The sequence below is a fragment of the Microbacterium sp. C23T genome (genome assembly GCF_053345975.1).
Map to the genome: position 1 here is coordinate 62,603 of NZ_JBKFBD010000026.1, position 16,017 is coordinate 78,619.

Here is a 16,017-nt window from a genome sequence, read left to right on the forward strand (position 1 = left end):
CCGAAGTCTGAGGGTCGTCATGGGTGGCGGGTGCGGTCAGACCGGCACCGGGACGCGGACCGGGATGTCGTCGCTCGGCGCGAATCCGATGCGCCAGGCCTTCACCCAGATGGGCTGATCGACGGCCACCGCCCCCGTGTACAGGTTCCAGCTCCGCCCGTCCGAGGCGGGTAGCCCGATCTCGCTCTGGAAGTGCGACGGCTCGGCCGCCGATGCGGGCTCGTCGGGCGTCCAGCCGAGCAGCGTCCCCGGCGTCGTCGCCCGCAGCGACAGCACGCCGGCTTCGAGCGCCACCGCGGGCGGCTCGGTGACCGGGCGTCGACCGCCGGGACGCCAGCGCTCCTCGAGGTCGCTCTCGGGGATCGCGCCCAGGTCGCCGTACTCGAGGATCCAGGAGTCGAGCGCGGCGCGAAGGCGCTCCAGGTCGTCGAGGTGCGCCGGGTCGGCCGCCAGGTTCACCGTCTCGTGCGGGTCGGCGAGGATGTCGTACAGCTCCTCCGCGGGCTTGGACTGGGCGACGACAGCGCGCTGCGCGGCAGTCATCGCCGAAGGCAGTTCGCCGCGGGCGCGCTGCTGACATTCGTCGGAGGCCAGCCGGCGGAAGGCGGCCCAGGTCGGCAGCCGATCGGGGTACTCGGTGTGGATCATCGCCGGCTTGTCGGGGAAGTAATTGCGGATGTAGCGGAACCGAGGGTCCCTCACCGTGCGCGACCGGTCATCTGCTTCGCCCTGGCGGTCACGCCCGCCGAACGTGAACTCGTTCGGCTGCGATCGCAGCGCGCCCTCGCTGTCGAACAGCGCCACGCCCTGCATCCCCTCAGGGACCTCGAGTCCGGCGAGCGCGAGCATCGTGGGCGCGAGGTCCATCGTGTGGACGAGGTCGGTGACGCCGGCACCGGTGGGGAGGCGATCCGGCCAGCTCACGATGAGCGGCTCGCGCAGCCCCGCCTCGTTCGGCCACCGCTTCGCGCGGGGCATGCCCTTGCCGTGGTCGCTCCAGAACACGACGATCGTGTTCTCGAGCACGCCGTCCTCCTCGAGCTCCGCCACCAGACCGCCCACCCAGTGATCCATCTCGGTGATGAGATCGCTGTATCGCGCCCACGCCGTGCGGAAGACCTCGTCGTCCGGGTAGTACGGGGGCAGCGGTGCGTCGGCGGGCAGATGCCGATCGGCCTCGGCGACGTGGGCGGTGGCCGCGGCGAACGCGTCGTCGTCCAGATATAGCTGCGACTCATGCGTCGCCATCCCGTGGAACATCGCGAAGAACGGCGTCTCGGCCGTGGGCCGGTTGCGCCAGTGCGCCTCAGGACTGCAATCGTCGAACACGATCTCGGGCAGGTCGACCTGGAAGTCCGTGAACCAGTTGTTGGTGCAGTAGTAGCCCGCCGCGCGCATGATCTCGGGCAGGAGCCGCACGTCCGGCGGCGGCACGGCCTTGGATCGCATGTGCATGGTGCCGATCGACGTCGGAAAGCACCCGGTGATGATCGCGGACCTCGCCGGCGCGCAGATCGGCGCTGCCGCGAACGCGTTGTCGAAGCGCACGCCCCGCCGGGCGAGTGCGTCGAGGTTCGGCGTGCGGGCATACTCCGCGCCAGGCCAGACGCCCGCGTAGCACCCGAGGTCCGGGTTGATGTCGTGCGTCGAGATCCAGACGATGTTCGGGCGCCGCACTCCCGGGATCGTCACGAGACCACCGCCGGTGCGGCGACGAGTGCAAGGTCATCGGCCACGGCGACCAGCGTGCCGGCGTCGATGACTCCGGCCGCAGCCATGCCGAGGACGCTGGCCCAGGGCGTCGCCGTGATGAGCTCGGTGGTGACCAGCCAGGGCATGTGCTCCACCAGCACGGCATGCGTCGCCTCATCCGCCAGCAGTTCGTGCACCGGCGTCTCCAGCAGCCCGAGCGCGGGTAGCTCACTGCGACGCGGCAGCGGCACGGCGATCGCCTGCGCCCGCTGCGCGTCGCGACGCGCGCGGAGGTGCGACTCGTCGGCATCGCCGTGGACCGGGAGCCCGAGCCGCACGTACACGCTCTCCGGAGCATCGTTCTCGCGCAGCAGCTCGAGCAGGAGCGCGATCATCTCCCGCTCGACCGCGTCATCGGCGATCGGCGTCGTCTGCGCAGGATCCGTCTCCAGATCCCAGAGCAGCGTGCCGTGCTGCCACGAGTTGATCCGGAATCCGGACATCGCGTCGATCCGCATGGTGCGCAGGCCCTTCGTGAACGCGAACGGCTCGGCGGGCTGCCAATCCGTGAGCTCGTCCACGGCGAACCGGCTGCGCATGTGCGTCGGCATGAGGGTGTAGTCCTCGATCGGGCCGTTCGCGGCATCCGTGCTGGCCCGCATGTACACGTGACGGCCGTCCGTGACGTTGACGTGGCCACCGTGGATGCCGAAGAGCGCGCCCTTCTTCCCCTCACGCAGCGCGAGGTCCTGGCCGAGCATGTCCGGCGTCGGCTCGAGGCCGAAGAACCGCAGCATCGTCGGGGCGATGTCGATCGTCTGGGCGAGCTCGCCGCGACGGGTGTCGGCATCGCCGGTGCGGGGGTCCCAGAGGAACATCGGCAGGCGCACCAGCTCGTTGAACCACGGCTGCACGGACTTCGCCCACCACCCGTGCTCCCCCAGGAGGAACCCGTGGTCGGTGTTGACGAGGAGCATCGTGTCGCCCCACATGTCGTGGTCGTCCATATAGTCGAGCACGCGTCCCAGCGAGAAGTCGCACATCGACACCAGCGCGGCGTACTCGCGCCGGGCGTGCTCGACCTGGTCCTCGCTCTCGATCAGCTTGCTGTACCCGGGCCAGTCGAACTCCGGCCCGTCGTAGTCGTGGGCGTAGAGGTCCTTGTACTTCTGGTGGGTGAAGAACGGCTCGTGCGGATCGAACAGCTCGATCTGCAGCATCCATCTGTCCGCATGGATGTTCGTGTCGAGGAACTCGATGCCCGCGTCGACCGTGCGCGTCTGCGTGTGCTCCTCCTCCGTCGTCATGTAGCGACGGTTCACCGCGTCCTGCGTCTTCAGCGTCGCCGGGAAGCGCACGCCGCGGAGCGCATCGGCGTCGCCCTTCCAGTTGTCGCCCTCCTGCCCGCGGAAGAACTCCCACGTGTTGTAGCGGGTGTGGTAGGTCCCGCCGCCGTCCTCCCAGTAGTGCTGGTGATCGCTCACCAGGTGGGTGTGCACGCCGGCCTCCTTCAGCATCTCCGGCATGGAGTCGTCGAAGGGCTCGAGCGGACCCCAGCTGCGGTGCAGGAAGTTGTAGCGCCCGGTGTGCATCTCACGCCGTGCGGGCATGCACGGCATCGAACCGGCGTAGAAGTTGTCGAACGTCGCCGCCTTCTGCGCGAGGCGCGCGAAGTTGGGGGCGTCGACGAACGTGTCGGCGTACGGATGCAGCATGTGCCGGTTGAGGCTGTCGAACATGAGGATGATGGCGCGCATCTGCGTCTGGCTCCTGAGGGTCGTGCGGTCACACCGCGATGGTGACGGTGCTGGTCGATTCGCGGTTCTGGCGGGCGAGGAGGGCGTGCCTCTCGGCGCGGCGCTTCGCCTGCAGGCGTGGGTGCGGCACGGGCGCCGCCAGGAAGAGGCGCTGGGTGTACGGGTGCTCCGGCCGAGCCGTGACCTGGTCGGCGTCGCCCCACTCGACGATCTCGCCCCGGTACATGACCGCGACGCGTCGGCTGAGGTGGCGGACGACCGCGAGATCGTGCGACACGAACAGGTACGCGACGCCGGTGCGCTCCTGGATCTCCTTGAAGAGTTCGAGCACGCGCGCCTGGGTCGAGAGATCGAGTGCCGAGACGGGCTCGTCGCACACGATGAGGCGGGGCTGCAGCGCGAGAGCTCGCGCGATGGCGACGCGCTGCCGCTGGCCCCCGCTGAACTCGCGCGGCAGGCGCTGCCCCGCGTTGCTGGGCAGCCGGACTTCGTCGAGGAGGTGTCGCACCCGGGCGCGCGCCTCCTTGACCGGGACGTCGCGCACCGTGAGCGGCTCCATGAGGATCTGCTCGATCGTCATCGACGGGTTGAGCGAGGTGTACGGGTCCTGGAACACCACCTGGATCTCGTCCCCGAGCGCGCGGCGCGCCTTCGTCTGCAGCTTCGAGATGTCGCGGCCGTCGTAGGTGATGGTGCCGCCGGTCACGGGCGCGAGCCCGAGCAGCGCACGGCCCAGGGTCGTCTTGCCCGACCCCGACTCCCCGACGAGACCGACCGTCTCCCCCGGCTCGATGTCGATCGAGACCCCCTTGAGAGCCCGGAACGGCTTCTTGCGGAACCCCTTCGCGGGGTACTCCACGACGAGGTCGCGGATGTCGACCAGCTTCTCGGTCACTTCAGCACTCCTTCCGAGGCACGTGCGAGGTCGGCATCGACCTCGACGACCTCCACCGGCTCGAGCCCCTCCGGCCCGATCTCCTCGAGCACCGCATCGAACAGCGACTGCGTGTACGGGTGCTCCGGGTGGGCGAAGATGTCCTCGACGGGGCCCGTCTCGACGATCCGGCCGGCGCGCATGACCGACACCGTGTCGCAGAGGTCGGCCACGACCCCGAAGTTGTGGGTGACGAGGATCATGCCCATGTTCAGCTCGGTCTGCAGGCTTCGCAGCAGATCGAGGACGTCGGCCTGGACCGTGACGTCGAGCGCGGTGGTCGGCTCGTCGGCGATCAGCAGGTCGGGATTGCACGAGACGGCGCCGGCGATGAGCACGCGCTGGGCCATGCCTCCCGAGATCTCGTGCGGGTACGCGGCGAACGTCCGCTCGGGCTGGGGAATGCCGACCCGGCTCAGCAGCTCGAGCGCGCGCCGCTTGCCCTCTTTCCGGCTGATGCCGAGCTTCTGGCGCATCGGCTGCACGAGCTGGCTGCCGATGGTGAACGACGGGTCGAGGTTCGACATCGGCTCCTGCGGGATGTAGGCGATCTTCAGTCCACGAAGCCCGCGCATCCTGCTGGTCGACAGCGGGGCGAGATCGACACCCTCGAACTCGATGGATCCGGCGACGATCCGGCCACCCTCCGGAAGGAGGCGCAGCACCGACCACGCGGTCTGCGTCTTGCCCGAACCGGACTCGCCGATCAGGCCGTGCACCTCTCCGCGGTGCACGGTCAGTGACACGTCCTCGACCACGGTCTTGACCGAGCCGTCGTCCTGTCCGTAGCCGACGGCGAGACCCTTCACATCGAGCAGCACCTCCGCCTCGGCGAAGCGGCTGCCGCTGTGCCGCGCGACCGGCTCAGACGTGATCTCGACCGGAACGGCGGCCTGCTTGCGCGGGGAACGTCGCGGCGAGCTGCTGCGCTCGAGCGTGTCGCGCAGCGAGTTGGCCAGCAGGACGAGCGACATGCACGTCAGGCCGATCGCAAGGCTGGGCCAGAGCATCAGGACCGGGTTCGTGTAGATGTTCGCGAAGCCCTCGGAGAGCATGCTGCCCCACGTGGGCATGGACAGATCGCCGAGGCCGAGGAATTCGAGCCCGGCCTGGATCGCGATGGCGACGCCGGCGACGAACGAGGCCTGCACGAGTGCCGGGCCGCGGACGACGGTCAGGATGTGCCGTCCGATGATGCGCCCGTCGCTGAGTCCGGAGACCCGCGCGGCGTCGACGTACAGCTCGTCGCGCACGGCCGAGACGGTCGAGTACACGAGGCGATAGAACGCCGGGGAGAGCAGCGCTCCGAAGATCGCCATCGAGGTCCACATCGACGGGCCGAGCACCGCACGCGCGGCCAGCAGCACGACGATGCCGGGCAGCGCCTGGATGAGTCCGACGACCCAGGACGAGGCCCCCTCGAACCACTTGCCGTAGTAGCCGGCGATGAGACCGCTCGTCACGCCGAGGATCGCGGCGACGACCAGGGCGAGGGCGGCACCGGCGATGCTGAAGCGGGTGGCGTACAGCATCCGTGAGAAGACGTCGCGACCCGCGCTGTCGGTGCCCATCAGGTGCTCGGGCGAGATCGGCCCGAGCACGTTCGCCGCCGACGCCACGTCCGGGTCGTACGGCGCCAGGAGCGGCCCGAAGATCGCGACGAGCACGACCAGCACGAGGAAGGAGAGTGAGGCGACGGCGATGGGCTTGCGGACGAGGCGGCGGAACAGCGACCGCGACGAGCGGGTCTTCGCGGCCTGGATCTCGTCGGTGAGATCCCCTGCGAGCGGATCGATCATGACAGACGCACCTTCGGGTTGAGCCAACCTTGCGCGAGGTCGACGAGGAGGTTGAGGATGACGACGAGGATGGCCGTCGCGATGACCAGGCCCATCACGAGCGGGATGTCGCCCTGCGAGGTGGCGGTGACGGCCACCTGCCCCATTCCGGGGATCGCGAAGATCTGCTCGATGATGACCGCGCCGCCGAGCAGACCGACGAAGTGGACGCCGAGCACGGCGAGTCCCGGACCGGCCGCGTTGCGCAGGACGTGCTGCAGCACCACCGTGCGGCGGCTGAGCCCCCGGCTTTCGAGGGTGCGCACGTAGTCGTGGCGGAGCGAGTCGAGCATCGAGCCGCGGATCTGCTGCGTGACGGCGGCGATGCCGCCCAGTGACAGCGCGATGACCGGCAGCGTGATGGAGGCGAGCCAGCCGGCGGGCGAACTCGCGAACTGGACGTAGCCGGTGGGGTTGAACCAGCCGAGATTGATCGCGAAGACGAGGACGAGGCCCATGGCGATGAGGAAGGCCGGAATGGCAGTGCCGACCAGCGAGAGCACCTGCACCACCGAGTCGATCCACCCGCGCCGGGTGGCCGCGAGCACACCGAGGATCACGGAGACCACGGCGATCAGGATGGTGGCGCCGAATACGAGCGACAGCGTGACCGCGAGACGGCTGAGGATAGCGTCGGTCACCGGCTGACTCGTGAACCACGAGGCGCCGAAGGAGCCCTGGAACACGCCCGCCGCCCAATCGGCGAACTGCGTCAGCAGCGGCTGGTCGAGCCCGAGCTCGTGCGCCTTCTGTGCGACCGTCTCCGGCGAGGCGTCCTCGCCGAGCAGCCGGCGGGCGATGTCGCCGCCGCCCGCGTAGAGAAGAAGGAAGGCGATGACGCTGATGGTCAGCACCAGGAGGATGCCCGAGACCACGCGTCGGGCGATGAACGAAAGCATGTCGTATTCCTTCGAACGGCCGGGTGGAGGCCGCGCGGCGACCTCCACCCGGTGACGTCATCCCTTGGGGACGAAGTTCCAGAGGTACGGGTAGGCGTTCCCGGTCTGCGTCTCTACCGACGTGTTCGCGTCGGTCGCGTACGTCTGCTGGGGCCGGTAGAAGGGCGCGAACCACGCCTGCTCGACGATGTACTGGTTCAACTCCTGCGCGGCCTTCGCGGCCTCGTCCTCGGAGCCGGACTGGATCGTCGCCGCGAGCTCGGACACCTTCGGGTCCTCGGTGTGGAACGGGTTCCATCCCGCGGTCGGCAGCAGGTCGAGGGTCAGGGTCTCCCACGACGACGGCGCGGCCTTCAGCTGCATGACGGTGCTCGCATACTTCGCGGCGAGCAGGTCGGCCAGGAAGCTCGTCGGCGCGACGTTCACCTCCTCGACCTTGATGCCGATGTCGCCGAGGTACTGCTTGGTCAGCGCATAGGTGGCGGGGGTGAAGCCGGACGACGTCGGCATCGTCAGCGTGATGTCGCCGTCGCCGTAGCCGGCCTCGGCGAGGAGGTCCTTCGCTTTGTCGGGGTCGTACGTGTAGTACTGGTCCGCGTCCGCGTCGTAGCCGGAGGAGTCCGGCGAGAAGACGGACGACGTCACGTCGCCGTACCCCTGTCCGACCGCCTCGAGCATGGCGTCGCGGTCGAAGGCGTAGTTGATCGCCTGCCGGACGCGCACGTCGGCGAGCTCGGGGGCGATCGCGCCATCGCGGTCGAACAGCAGGAGCCCGAAGAAGTTCAGCTGCTGCCCGTTCGCGGTGTACTTGGCGGCCTCGATCTGGCTGATCATCGAGTTGTCGGTGAGCGGTGCGCCGTTGATCTGCCCACCCTTGATGGCGTTGAGGATCGCGGTCGGCGTGGAGTAGACGTTCATCACGAGCTTGGCGTAGTGCTGCTGCTCAGGGGCGAAGTAGTCGGGGTTCTTCGTGAACACGTACGTGGACCCGACGACGGTCGAGCCCTTGTCGAGCACGTACGGTCCGGTGCCCACGGGGTTGGTCTGCTCGTCCGCCGCGCCGAAGGTGGCGGGACTCTGCTGCAGACCGGGGTTCTGCGTGAGGAACGAGAGCAGCGACGGGTTCGGGGCGCTCAGCGTGAGCTCGAGCGTCGTCGTATCGATCGCCTTGGCGTCCGCGAGGGTCGCGAGGTACGCCTTCTGCGGCGAGGTGCCGTCGCGGAAGCGCAGGAGGTTCTGGGCGGCCACCGAGGCGTCGAACTTCGTGCCGTCGGTGAATTCGACGTCGTCGCGCAGCGTCATCGTGAGGACGGTGTTGTCGTCGTTGTACGACCACTCCGTCGCCAGCCAGGGCTGCACCGTGCCGTCGGGGTCGGCGTGGAGCAGCGTGTCGTAGACCGCCTGAAGGTACGGCGACTCGTTCGCCCACGCGGATCTGTTCGCAGCGAACGTCGTCGAGGCCACGATCGTGCCGATCGTGAGCGTGCCGTCACCGGAGGCGGCGCCGCTGCCGGCGGCGCCTCCCGACGCGGTGCCCGCGCACCCGGACAGGGCTGCTGCCGCGATCACTGTCGCCGCTATCGCGGTCGCCCAGCGCTTCCTGAAGTTGAACATCGATGTCTCTTCCGGTGCCGTGCGGTCCTCCATGGACCGACCTTGCGGCGAAGGTAACAGGATTCGGAGCACTATTCAACAAGTTGAGTAAAAAAGTCTCCATTTGTGGAATACTTGACTCAGGCCGAAGCGCGGCGGATCTAGGCTGATCCGCAATCGGCCGATTGCTGAAGGAGCTGCCGTGAAGCTGGAGCATCTGCTGCTGGGAATCCTGCTCGTCAAGCCGCGGACGGGTTACGACCTCTCGCGGTACATGGAGATGGAGGGCGTCTTCATGCGCCCGCGCACGCAGATGAGCCAGGTCTATCGCTCACTCAGCCAGATGGCGGATCGGGGCTGGGTGGCGTACACCGTCAGCAGCCGCCCCGGAGCCCAGGACGCCAAGATCTACACGGCGACCGAACTCGGGCGCGAGGTCTTCATGAAGTGGCTCCTCAGCCCCTACGAACCGGTGATCGAGCAGGTCAACTTCGAGTTCCGGGCCCGCGTGTTCTTCTCGGGCTTCCTCGGCGAGGAGTCGCTCATCCAGCTGCTCGACACCGAGATCAACGCCCGTCGACGACAGATCGCGAAATACCGGTATCGCGACCGCACGATCGAGGCCGACCCGAACGCTCCGTTCGACGTCGAGTTCGTGACGGAGGTCGAGGACTTCATGCACGAAGGCGGAGCGGCGTCGATGGATCTCATGGTGGCGAACCTCGAGCGCCTGCGGGAGGCCGTCCAGCGGCGCCTGAGCGAGAAGGAGAGCGTCGATGACGAACGCCTCCGAGCCTGACTCCGGCTGCGGCGCCGCCTGCACGTGCGGCGCGCCGGGCCGATCGCAGTTCGTGACGCTCTCCGCACCGCCGGCGTCATCTTCCCGCGCGGCCGGTGGTCGGCACACGATCGAGCAGGCGCACGTGCCGGCAGGCGGGTTCACGATGGGCGACTCGTCGGGCGACCGCAACCCTGGCGACGGCGAGGTTCCGAGGCACGAGGTCGGCCTCGACGGCTTCGACATCGACGCGACCACGGTGACCAACGACGACTTCGCACGCTTCATCGAATCGACCGGGTACCGGACCGAGGCGGAGACGTGGGGTTTCTCGGCTGTCTTCCACCTCGCCGTGGACGCCGACCCGGAAGACATCATCGGGAGCGCCGCGGGCACTCCCTGGTGGAGAGGCGTGCGGGGTGCCGACTGGGCGCACCCCGGTGGTTCGCGCACCTCGCTCGACGGGCTCGGCGATCACCCCGTCGTCCACGTCAGCTGGAACGACGCCGTGGCCTACTGCGCGTGGGCCGGGCGCCGCCTCCCGACGGAGGCGGAGTGGGAGTACGCGGCCCGCGGCGGGCTCGCGGGGGCGAAGTATCCGTGGGGAGACACCGAGGTCGACGCCGGCGGCTGGCGGGCGAACATCTTCCAGGGCGAGTTCCCGCACCGGAACACCGTCGAGGACGGCTGGCCGACGACGGCCCCCGTCCGCTCCTTCGACCCGAACGGCTACGGGCTCTGGCAGCCCGTCGGCAACGTCTGGGAGTGGTGCGCCGACTGGTTCGACCCGCGCTACTACTCGCGGTCCCCCGCGCGCGATCCTCGTGGCGCGTCGCGCGGGCAGGCTCGCGTGCTCCGCGGCGGCAGCTACCTCTGCCACAGCTCGTACTGCAACCGGTACCGCAACTCGGCCCGCTCCTCGAACACGCCCGACTCGTCGATGGGCAACGCGGGCTTCCGTACGGTCTCGCTCCGGCTTGGCGGTGCCGGAGACGAGGCGGGCGCATGACCGAGGAGGTCGCGCCGGCGGGCTGCGACCCGAAGCCACAGGAGTCCACCCGCCGAGCGCGGGGACCGTACAGCAAGTCGTCCGAGACGCGGCAGCGCGTGGTCGAGGCCGCCGTCGTCGAGTTCGCGGAGAACGGATACAACAGCGGCTCCACCCAGCGCATCGCCTCACGCGCCGGCCTCTCGTCTGCGCAGATCTTCTATTACTTCCCCAAGAAGGAGGATCTGCTGTACGCGGTGCTCGACCACCGCGACGTCGTCTCGGACGAGATCGTCGCGGCAGGTTCGGGAAGGCCGGAAGACGCACCCGATACGATCCTGCAGATCGCGGCCGCCAATGAGGCGATCCCCGGCTTCATCAGCCTCTACATGATCCTCTTCGCCGAATCCACGACTCCGCGGCATCCCGGCAGCGATTACTTCCGCGCTCGATACCGGCGCCTCCGGCGCAGCTTCGCCGAGGCGTTCCGCGAGATGGAGGATGCCGGGATGCTGCGCCCCGGCGTCGATGTCGACTACGCGGCGATCTCCACGCTGGCGTCGTGGGACGGCATCCAGCTCCAGTGGATGCTCGAGCCCGCGGAGATCAACGTCGTCGAGCACCTGCGACGGCACCTGGGCCAGATCCTGATCCCCGGCGCCGCGTCGGGGTCGGATGGACCGGTCGCGACGGATCGCGACAGCGGGTCGACCGCATGAGCAGATTCCCCCGGGCGCTCTACTCGCGCGGCGAAGAGCCAGACCCCCGGTTCACCCTCGCGAACGAGCGCACGTTCCTCGCCTGGATCCGCACGGCGCTCGCGCTCCTGGCGGGAGGCGTCGCCCTCGAGGTGCTCGGCCTCGATCTCCACCCACAGCTGCGCCTGGGCGCCTCGCTCGTGCTCATCGTCGCGGGCCTGCTCACCCCCGCGCTCGCGTGGATCGGCTGGTTCCGCACGGAAGCGGCCATGCGCGCCGGCACACCGCTGCCCGCATCCCCGCTCGGCCCGGCCCTCGCGATCGCGGTGACCGCTGCCGGCATCCTGGTGACCCTCGCGGTGCTGCTGAAATGAGCGGGCCATGGGATGCGGGACTGCAGCCGGAGCGGACCGAGCTCGCGTGGCGCCGCACCGCGCTGTCCATCGCGGTGATCTCGCTGGTGGCGATCCGCCTGCTCCCGGCCGAACTGGGATCGTGGCTGTGGGCCGCGCCCGGCATCGTCGGCGTCATCGTCTCCGCCGCCCTGTGGCGAGCGGCGAAGAGTCGTCAGAGGGCGACCGTGGAGGCGCTCCGGCGAGGCGCCGGCCATGAGCTGCCGGGTGCCTGGCTGCTGCTCACACTGGCAGGCGTCACCACGCTGGTGGGCGTCGGCGGCATCCTGCTGCTGATCACGTCGTGAGCGTCGCGCGGATCGCCTCGACGGCGAGCGCGTGATCCTCCTCGGACGACAGCCCCGACAGCGTCAGCGCGGCGACGACGCCGGCACCGCGCACCCGGACGGGCACCGAGCCTCCGGTCACCGCGTAGTCGCTCGCTGCCAGCCACCCGACGGCGGTGGGGTCGTAGCCCGCGGCCGCCATCCGCGCGGCGAACAGCGCCGAGCTCGTCTCGAACCGGAACGCCACCGCGCTCTTGCGCCGGATCCAGTCCTCCTGATCCACGGTGACCCCGGGCAGCGCGCTGCGGAACAGGATCATCCCGTTGACACGGCGGATGTCGATGGCCACCCCGTGCCCGCGTTCCTCCGCGAGCGCGCGCACCGCACTGCCCAAGCGCCACGCTTCATCCGTGCCGAACTCGTCCCAGACGAGCTCGGTCTCTTCTGCTTCCAGGGCGGTGACGAGAACCTGTTCCATCACTCCCCCTCCCGGCCGGCCTCGACGGACCCGATCGGGTAATCCACGTACGCGAAACGGGTGCCGTCGGGCGACCAGCTGTTGACGTTGATGGTTCCCTGGCCACCGAACAGCTCGACCGCGACGCGACCCCGGGTCCAGGCATCCGTCTGCGAGATGTCATCCACCACCCGGAGCTGTACAGGCAGGTCGGCGGGGTGGCCCTCGGTGCCGACGGGAAAGCTGAGGTACACGGCGCGGGTGCCCGTGGGGTCGATGTGCGGGAACCAGTTGACCCGTTCGTCGAAGGTCAGCTGCTCGAGCCCTGTGCCATCCGGACGGATGCGGGCGATCTGCGCGTGCCCGGGAGCTTCGGTGAACCGCTCGGTGTTGAAGAAGACCCACTCGCCGTTGGGCGCATACTCCGAGCCGTCGTCGGGCCCGCGACCATCGGTGAGCGCCGCATCCCACGACCCCGATGCATCGATCACGCGGATGGTGCCGCTGTCCCAGCCGTTCGCGGGGTTCAGCGCCACGTACGCCAGATGCTCGCCATCGGGGCTCACACCGTGGAGGAAGTGCCAATGCGGATTGCCGTCCGGCGTCACCTTCCGCACCGCACCTGTTGTGAGGGACGCCGCGTAGAGGTGGCCGTCGTTCGCCGACACGTAGATCGTGTCGCCGTCAGGTGCGAGCACGTGGTCGTTGTTGAGCTCAGGCAGCTTCTCGATCGGCATCGGAGCCGGCGGGGCAGAGCCGTCGGCGGGCATGCGCCAGAGGATCCCGTCGCCGTTGAGGATCAGGTCGCCGCCGGGTGTCCAGTTCGGCGCCTCGAGGAGAGTCTCGCGGTCGACGTGCACCACCGTGCTCTCCCCCGTCGTCACGTCGTACACGTGGACGCGGGCGACCTGCCCGTCGGCGAGTGTGCGCGCCCACGCCATCAGCGCGCCCCCAGCTGCCGGCGTGCCTCGTCAATCGTCGCGATGATCGACACCGTCTCGGCGTGCGTGTGCAGCGGGGACTCCGCCCGGCCTTCTCCGATGTAGCGGGCGAGCGCGGTCGCCTCCCAGGCCAGCCCGTCCATGAGCCCCACCCCGGTGGGATCACGCCAGACGACGGGCTCTTCGAAGAGATCGTGCGAGCGCAGGGCGATCGCGGTCGGGATGTGGAACGGTCCTTCGATGTCGATCCGCGCGGCCGTGCCGCAGATCGATGCGACGGTCGGCGTGCGCGTGAGGATCGACGTCATCAGCGTGGACTGCTCCTCGCCGTGGCCGAGCACGACGGTCGAGGTCGCGTCCACCCCCGACGGGGTCAGCGAGCCGACGGCGGTGATCGACGACGGCTCGCCCAGCACCATCGAGTCGAGCTGGATCGGATAGATGCCGAGATCCAGCAGCGCACCGCCCCCGGTCCCCGGCAGCAGCAGCCGGTGATCCGGGTCGTCGGCGAGCGGCTGGCCGTGGTCGGCGATGACGCTGCGGACATCGCCGATGATCCCCTCGTCGATGACGCGACGGATCATGCGCGTCTGCGGCAGATACCGCGTCCACATCGCCTCCATGAGGAAGACGCCGGCGGCACGCGCCGCGTCCACCAGCTGCTGCGCGTCGGCGGCGCTCGTCGCGAGCGGCTTCTCCATGAGCACGTGCTTGCCGGCGGCGATCGCGCGCAGTCCGAGCGACAGGTGCTCGCTCTGCGGTGCCGCGACGTAGATCACGTCGACGCCGGGATCATCGAGGAGCGCGTCGACGCTCGAATGAGCGGTCGGGATGCTGTGCGCCTGGGCGAAGCTCTCGGCCTTGGCCTGGGCGCGCGCGGCGACGGCGACCACCTTCTGCGCGGTGTGCTTCGGAACGGCGGCGACGAAGAACCCCGCGATCCATCCGGCACCGAGGACGCCCCAGCGCAGCGCCGGTTCGCCCCTCTCGGGAAGGAACAGCTCCGGTTCGGGCAGGGATCTGGGCAGCATCGACACTCCTTCGGTCATCGGCGACGCGCTGACTTTAGCATCGTAAAAGATTTCTCGACAACCGGAGAAGTAATCTTTGACAATGTTCAAAACATGCTGGTAGCTTCTCCGGCCATGGCGATCCACTGGCGGATCACCTCCACGAGAAGGGACCAAGGATGTTCCGTTGGAAGGCCACAGCAGCCCTCGCGATCATCGCCTCGCTCACCCTCGCCGGCTGCGCCGGCGGAGAGGGCGCCGGCGGGGGCACGAGCGACTCGGGGCGCGCAGAGAGACTCACGCTGATCGCGATCGCGTCGCCCACGAGCTACGACGTCGGCCAGGGCGCCGAGTACGGCAACCGCAGCGTGTTCTTCCAGGCGGTGTTCGACACGCTGCTGCAGAAGGACGCCGCCGGAGAGATCATTCCCTGGCTGGCGACGGACTGGGAGTACAACGACGACAGCACGGTGCTCACGCTCACCCTGCGCGACGACGTCGAGTTCAGCGACGGCACCAAGCTCGACGCCGACGCCGTGGTGGCGAGCCTCGAGCGCTTCCGCGACGGCACGTCGCCGCAGGCGGCGACCTTCGCCGGCAAGGAGTTCGAAGCCGTCGACGCGACGACGGTCACCATGACCCAGCCCGCACCCGACCCCTCCCTCATCAATCTGCTGTCGATCGCACCCGGCCTGATCCAGGCCCCGTCCAGTTTCGACGACCCTTCGTCGGCGACCTCCCCCGTCGGTTCGGGCCCGTATGTGCTCGACAGCGCGGCGTCGGTCACGGGAACGAGCTACGTCTACGCGGCGAATCCGGACTACTGGAACCCCGACGCCGTCCACTACGACAACCTGACCATCAACGTCATCGACGATCCGACTGCCGCCCTCAACGCGATGAAGGCCGGCGAAGCGAACGGGCTGCCGCTGGTCAACAACGATGCGATCGACGAGGTGTCGGCGTCGGGCTGGGAGGTCGCGTCCAACGAACTCGACTTCCACGGCCTCATCCTGCTGGATCGCTCCGGCGCGATGGCACCGGAGCTCACCGACGTCAGGGTGCGGCAGGCCATCAACATGGCCTTCGACCGCGAGGCACTGCTGGACGTCTTGCAGGCCGGCTACGGAACCCTCACGGAGCAGGTGTTCCCGGCGACGTCGGTCGGCTACGACGAGGCCCTCGACAGCACGTACGAATACGACCCCGAGGGCGCCAAGAAGCTGCTCGCCGAGGCGGGCTACCCCGACGGCTTCACCCTCGCCATGATGTCTACTCCGGCGTTCCAGACGACCTTCGACCTCGTCGCACAGCAACTGGCGGACATCGGGATCACGGTCGACTACACCGACCCCGGCGCCGGCAACTTCATCACCGACATGCTCGCCCCGAAGTACCCGGCCACCTGGATGTCACTCGAGCAGAACCCCGACTGGCAGCTCATCAACTTCATGATCGCCCCCGAGGCGACCTTCAACCCCTTCCACTCTCAGGACCCGCAGGTCGACGACTACATCTCGACGATCCAGCTGGGCACGCCGGAAGAGGCGGAACAGGCCACGAAGGACCTCAACGCCTACATCACGGACCAGGCGTGGTTCGCGCCGTGGTACCGCAAGCAGGGCAGCTTCGCGCACGACAACGGCACGGCCGTGGCGATGTGGCCGACCAACTCCTACCCGTCGCTGTTCGGGTTCTCCCCTGTGAACTGATCAGCGGCACGACGGCCCCGGCGCGACATCGCGCCGGGGCC

The 16,017-nt window shown here is 68.9% G+C and carries 15 protein-coding genes; 6 read left to right on the forward strand and 9 right to left on the reverse strand.

The annotated features are described in order from the left end of the window. Nucleotides 1–36: 36 nt before the first annotated feature. From ACLBXX_RS15040 to ACLBXX_RS15065, 6 genes are read right to left on the reverse strand one after another with little or no spacing between them, the layout of a single operon-like run. A complete protein-coding gene (locus tag ACLBXX_RS15040) occupies nt 37–1,677 on the reverse strand; it encodes a sulfatase family protein (RefSeq protein WP_447658682.1) in 1,641 nt (546 codons plus the stop codon). An 11-nt stretch (nt 1,678–1,688) separates the two neighbouring features. Continuing rightward, nucleotides 1,689–3,449 (reverse strand): sulfatase, encoded by a 1,761-nt coding sequence (locus tag ACLBXX_RS15045; RefSeq protein WP_447658683.1) that lies wholly within the window; start codon nt 3,447–3,449, stop codon nt 1,689–1,691. Between the two features lie 28 nt (nt 3,450–3,477). Further along, nucleotides 3,478–4,344 (reverse strand): ATP-binding cassette domain-containing protein, encoded by an 867-nt coding sequence (locus tag ACLBXX_RS15050; RefSeq protein WP_387144153.1) that lies wholly within the window; start codon nt 4,342–4,344, stop codon nt 3,478–3,480. Beyond that, a complete protein-coding gene (locus tag ACLBXX_RS15055; RefSeq protein WP_447658684.1) occupies nt 4,341–6,182 on the reverse strand; it encodes an ATP-binding cassette domain-containing protein in 1,842 nt (613 codons plus the stop codon). Before ACLBXX_RS15055 ends, ACLBXX_RS15050 begins: the two co-directional genes overlap by 4 nt. Beyond that, nucleotides 6,179–7,120: an ABC transporter permease gene (locus ACLBXX_RS15060; protein WP_387144159.1), complete on the reverse strand. Its 942-nt coding sequence runs from the start codon at nt 7,118–7,120 to the stop codon at nt 6,179–6,181. Before ACLBXX_RS15060 ends, ACLBXX_RS15055 begins: the two co-directional genes overlap by 4 nt. A gap of 57 nt (nt 7,121–7,177) precedes the next feature. After that, on the reverse strand, nt 7,178–8,734 hold the full coding sequence (locus ACLBXX_RS15065) for an ABC transporter substrate-binding protein (RefSeq protein ID WP_447658685.1): 1,557 nt from the start codon (nt 8,732–8,734) through the stop codon (nt 7,178–7,180). A gap of 181 nt (nt 8,735–8,915) precedes the next feature. Between ACLBXX_RS15065 and ACLBXX_RS15070 the strand changes: the two genes are divergently transcribed. From ACLBXX_RS15070 to ACLBXX_RS15090, 5 genes are read left to right on the forward strand one after another with little or no spacing between them, the layout of a single operon-like run. Further along, nucleotides 8,916–9,512 carry a PadR family transcriptional regulator gene (locus ACLBXX_RS15070; RefSeq protein ID WP_447658686.1) on the forward strand — a complete coding sequence of 199 codons (597 nt, stop codon included), beginning with the start codon at nt 8,916–8,918 and terminating at the stop codon, nt 9,510–9,512. Further along, a complete protein-coding gene (locus ACLBXX_RS15075) occupies nt 9,490–10,500 on the forward strand; it encodes a formylglycine-generating enzyme family protein (protein WP_447658687.1) in 1,011 nt (336 codons plus the stop codon). Before ACLBXX_RS15070 ends, ACLBXX_RS15075 begins: the two co-directional genes overlap by 23 nt. Further along, nucleotides 10,497–11,198, forward strand: a complete 702-nt coding sequence (locus ACLBXX_RS15080; RefSeq protein ID WP_447658688.1) for a TetR/AcrR family transcriptional regulator — start codon at nt 10,497–10,499, stop codon at nt 11,196–11,198. Before ACLBXX_RS15075 ends, ACLBXX_RS15080 begins: the two co-directional genes overlap by 4 nt. Continuing rightward, on the forward strand, nt 11,195–11,551 hold the full coding sequence (locus ACLBXX_RS15085) for a YidH family protein (protein WP_447658689.1): 357 nt from the start codon (nt 11,195–11,197) through the stop codon (nt 11,549–11,551). Before ACLBXX_RS15080 ends, ACLBXX_RS15085 begins: the two co-directional genes overlap by 4 nt. Continuing rightward, on the forward strand, nt 11,548–11,877 hold the full coding sequence (locus tag ACLBXX_RS15090; RefSeq protein WP_447658690.1) for a DUF202 domain-containing protein: 330 nt from the start codon (nt 11,548–11,550) through the stop codon (nt 11,875–11,877). The genes ACLBXX_RS15085 and ACLBXX_RS15090 overlap by 4 nt, the downstream gene beginning before the upstream one ends. On the opposite strand, the gene ACLBXX_RS15095 is transcribed toward ACLBXX_RS15090, so the two are convergent. Genes ACLBXX_RS15095 through ACLBXX_RS15105 form a run of 3 tightly spaced genes read right to left on the reverse strand, consistent with a single transcriptional unit; the run spans nt 11,867 to nt 14,285 of the window. Next, complete coding sequence (locus ACLBXX_RS15095; protein ID WP_447658691.1) at nt 11,867–12,334, reverse strand: heme-degrading domain-containing protein; 468 nt, start codon at nt 12,332–12,334, stop codon at nt 11,867–11,869. The genes ACLBXX_RS15090 and ACLBXX_RS15095 overlap by 11 nt on opposite strands. Then, nucleotides 12,334–13,254 (reverse strand): TolB family protein, encoded by a 921-nt coding sequence (locus tag ACLBXX_RS15100; protein ID WP_447658692.1) that lies wholly within the window; start codon nt 13,252–13,254, stop codon nt 12,334–12,336. The genes ACLBXX_RS15095 and ACLBXX_RS15100 overlap by 1 nt, the downstream gene beginning before the upstream one ends. Then, on the reverse strand, nt 13,254–14,285 hold the full coding sequence (locus tag ACLBXX_RS15105; protein ID WP_447658693.1) for a Gfo/Idh/MocA family protein: 1,032 nt from the start codon (nt 14,283–14,285) through the stop codon (nt 13,254–13,256). The genes ACLBXX_RS15100 and ACLBXX_RS15105 overlap by 1 nt, the downstream gene beginning before the upstream one ends. Before the next feature lie 158 nt (nt 14,286–14,443). Here ACLBXX_RS15105 and ACLBXX_RS15110 point away from each other — a divergent pair, with 158 nt between their 5' ends. After that, nucleotides 14,444–15,976: an ABC transporter substrate-binding protein gene (locus ACLBXX_RS15110; RefSeq protein WP_447658694.1), complete on the forward strand. Its 1,533-nt coding sequence runs from the start codon at nt 14,444–14,446 to the stop codon at nt 15,974–15,976. Nucleotides 15,977–16,017 lie beyond the last annotated feature (41 nt).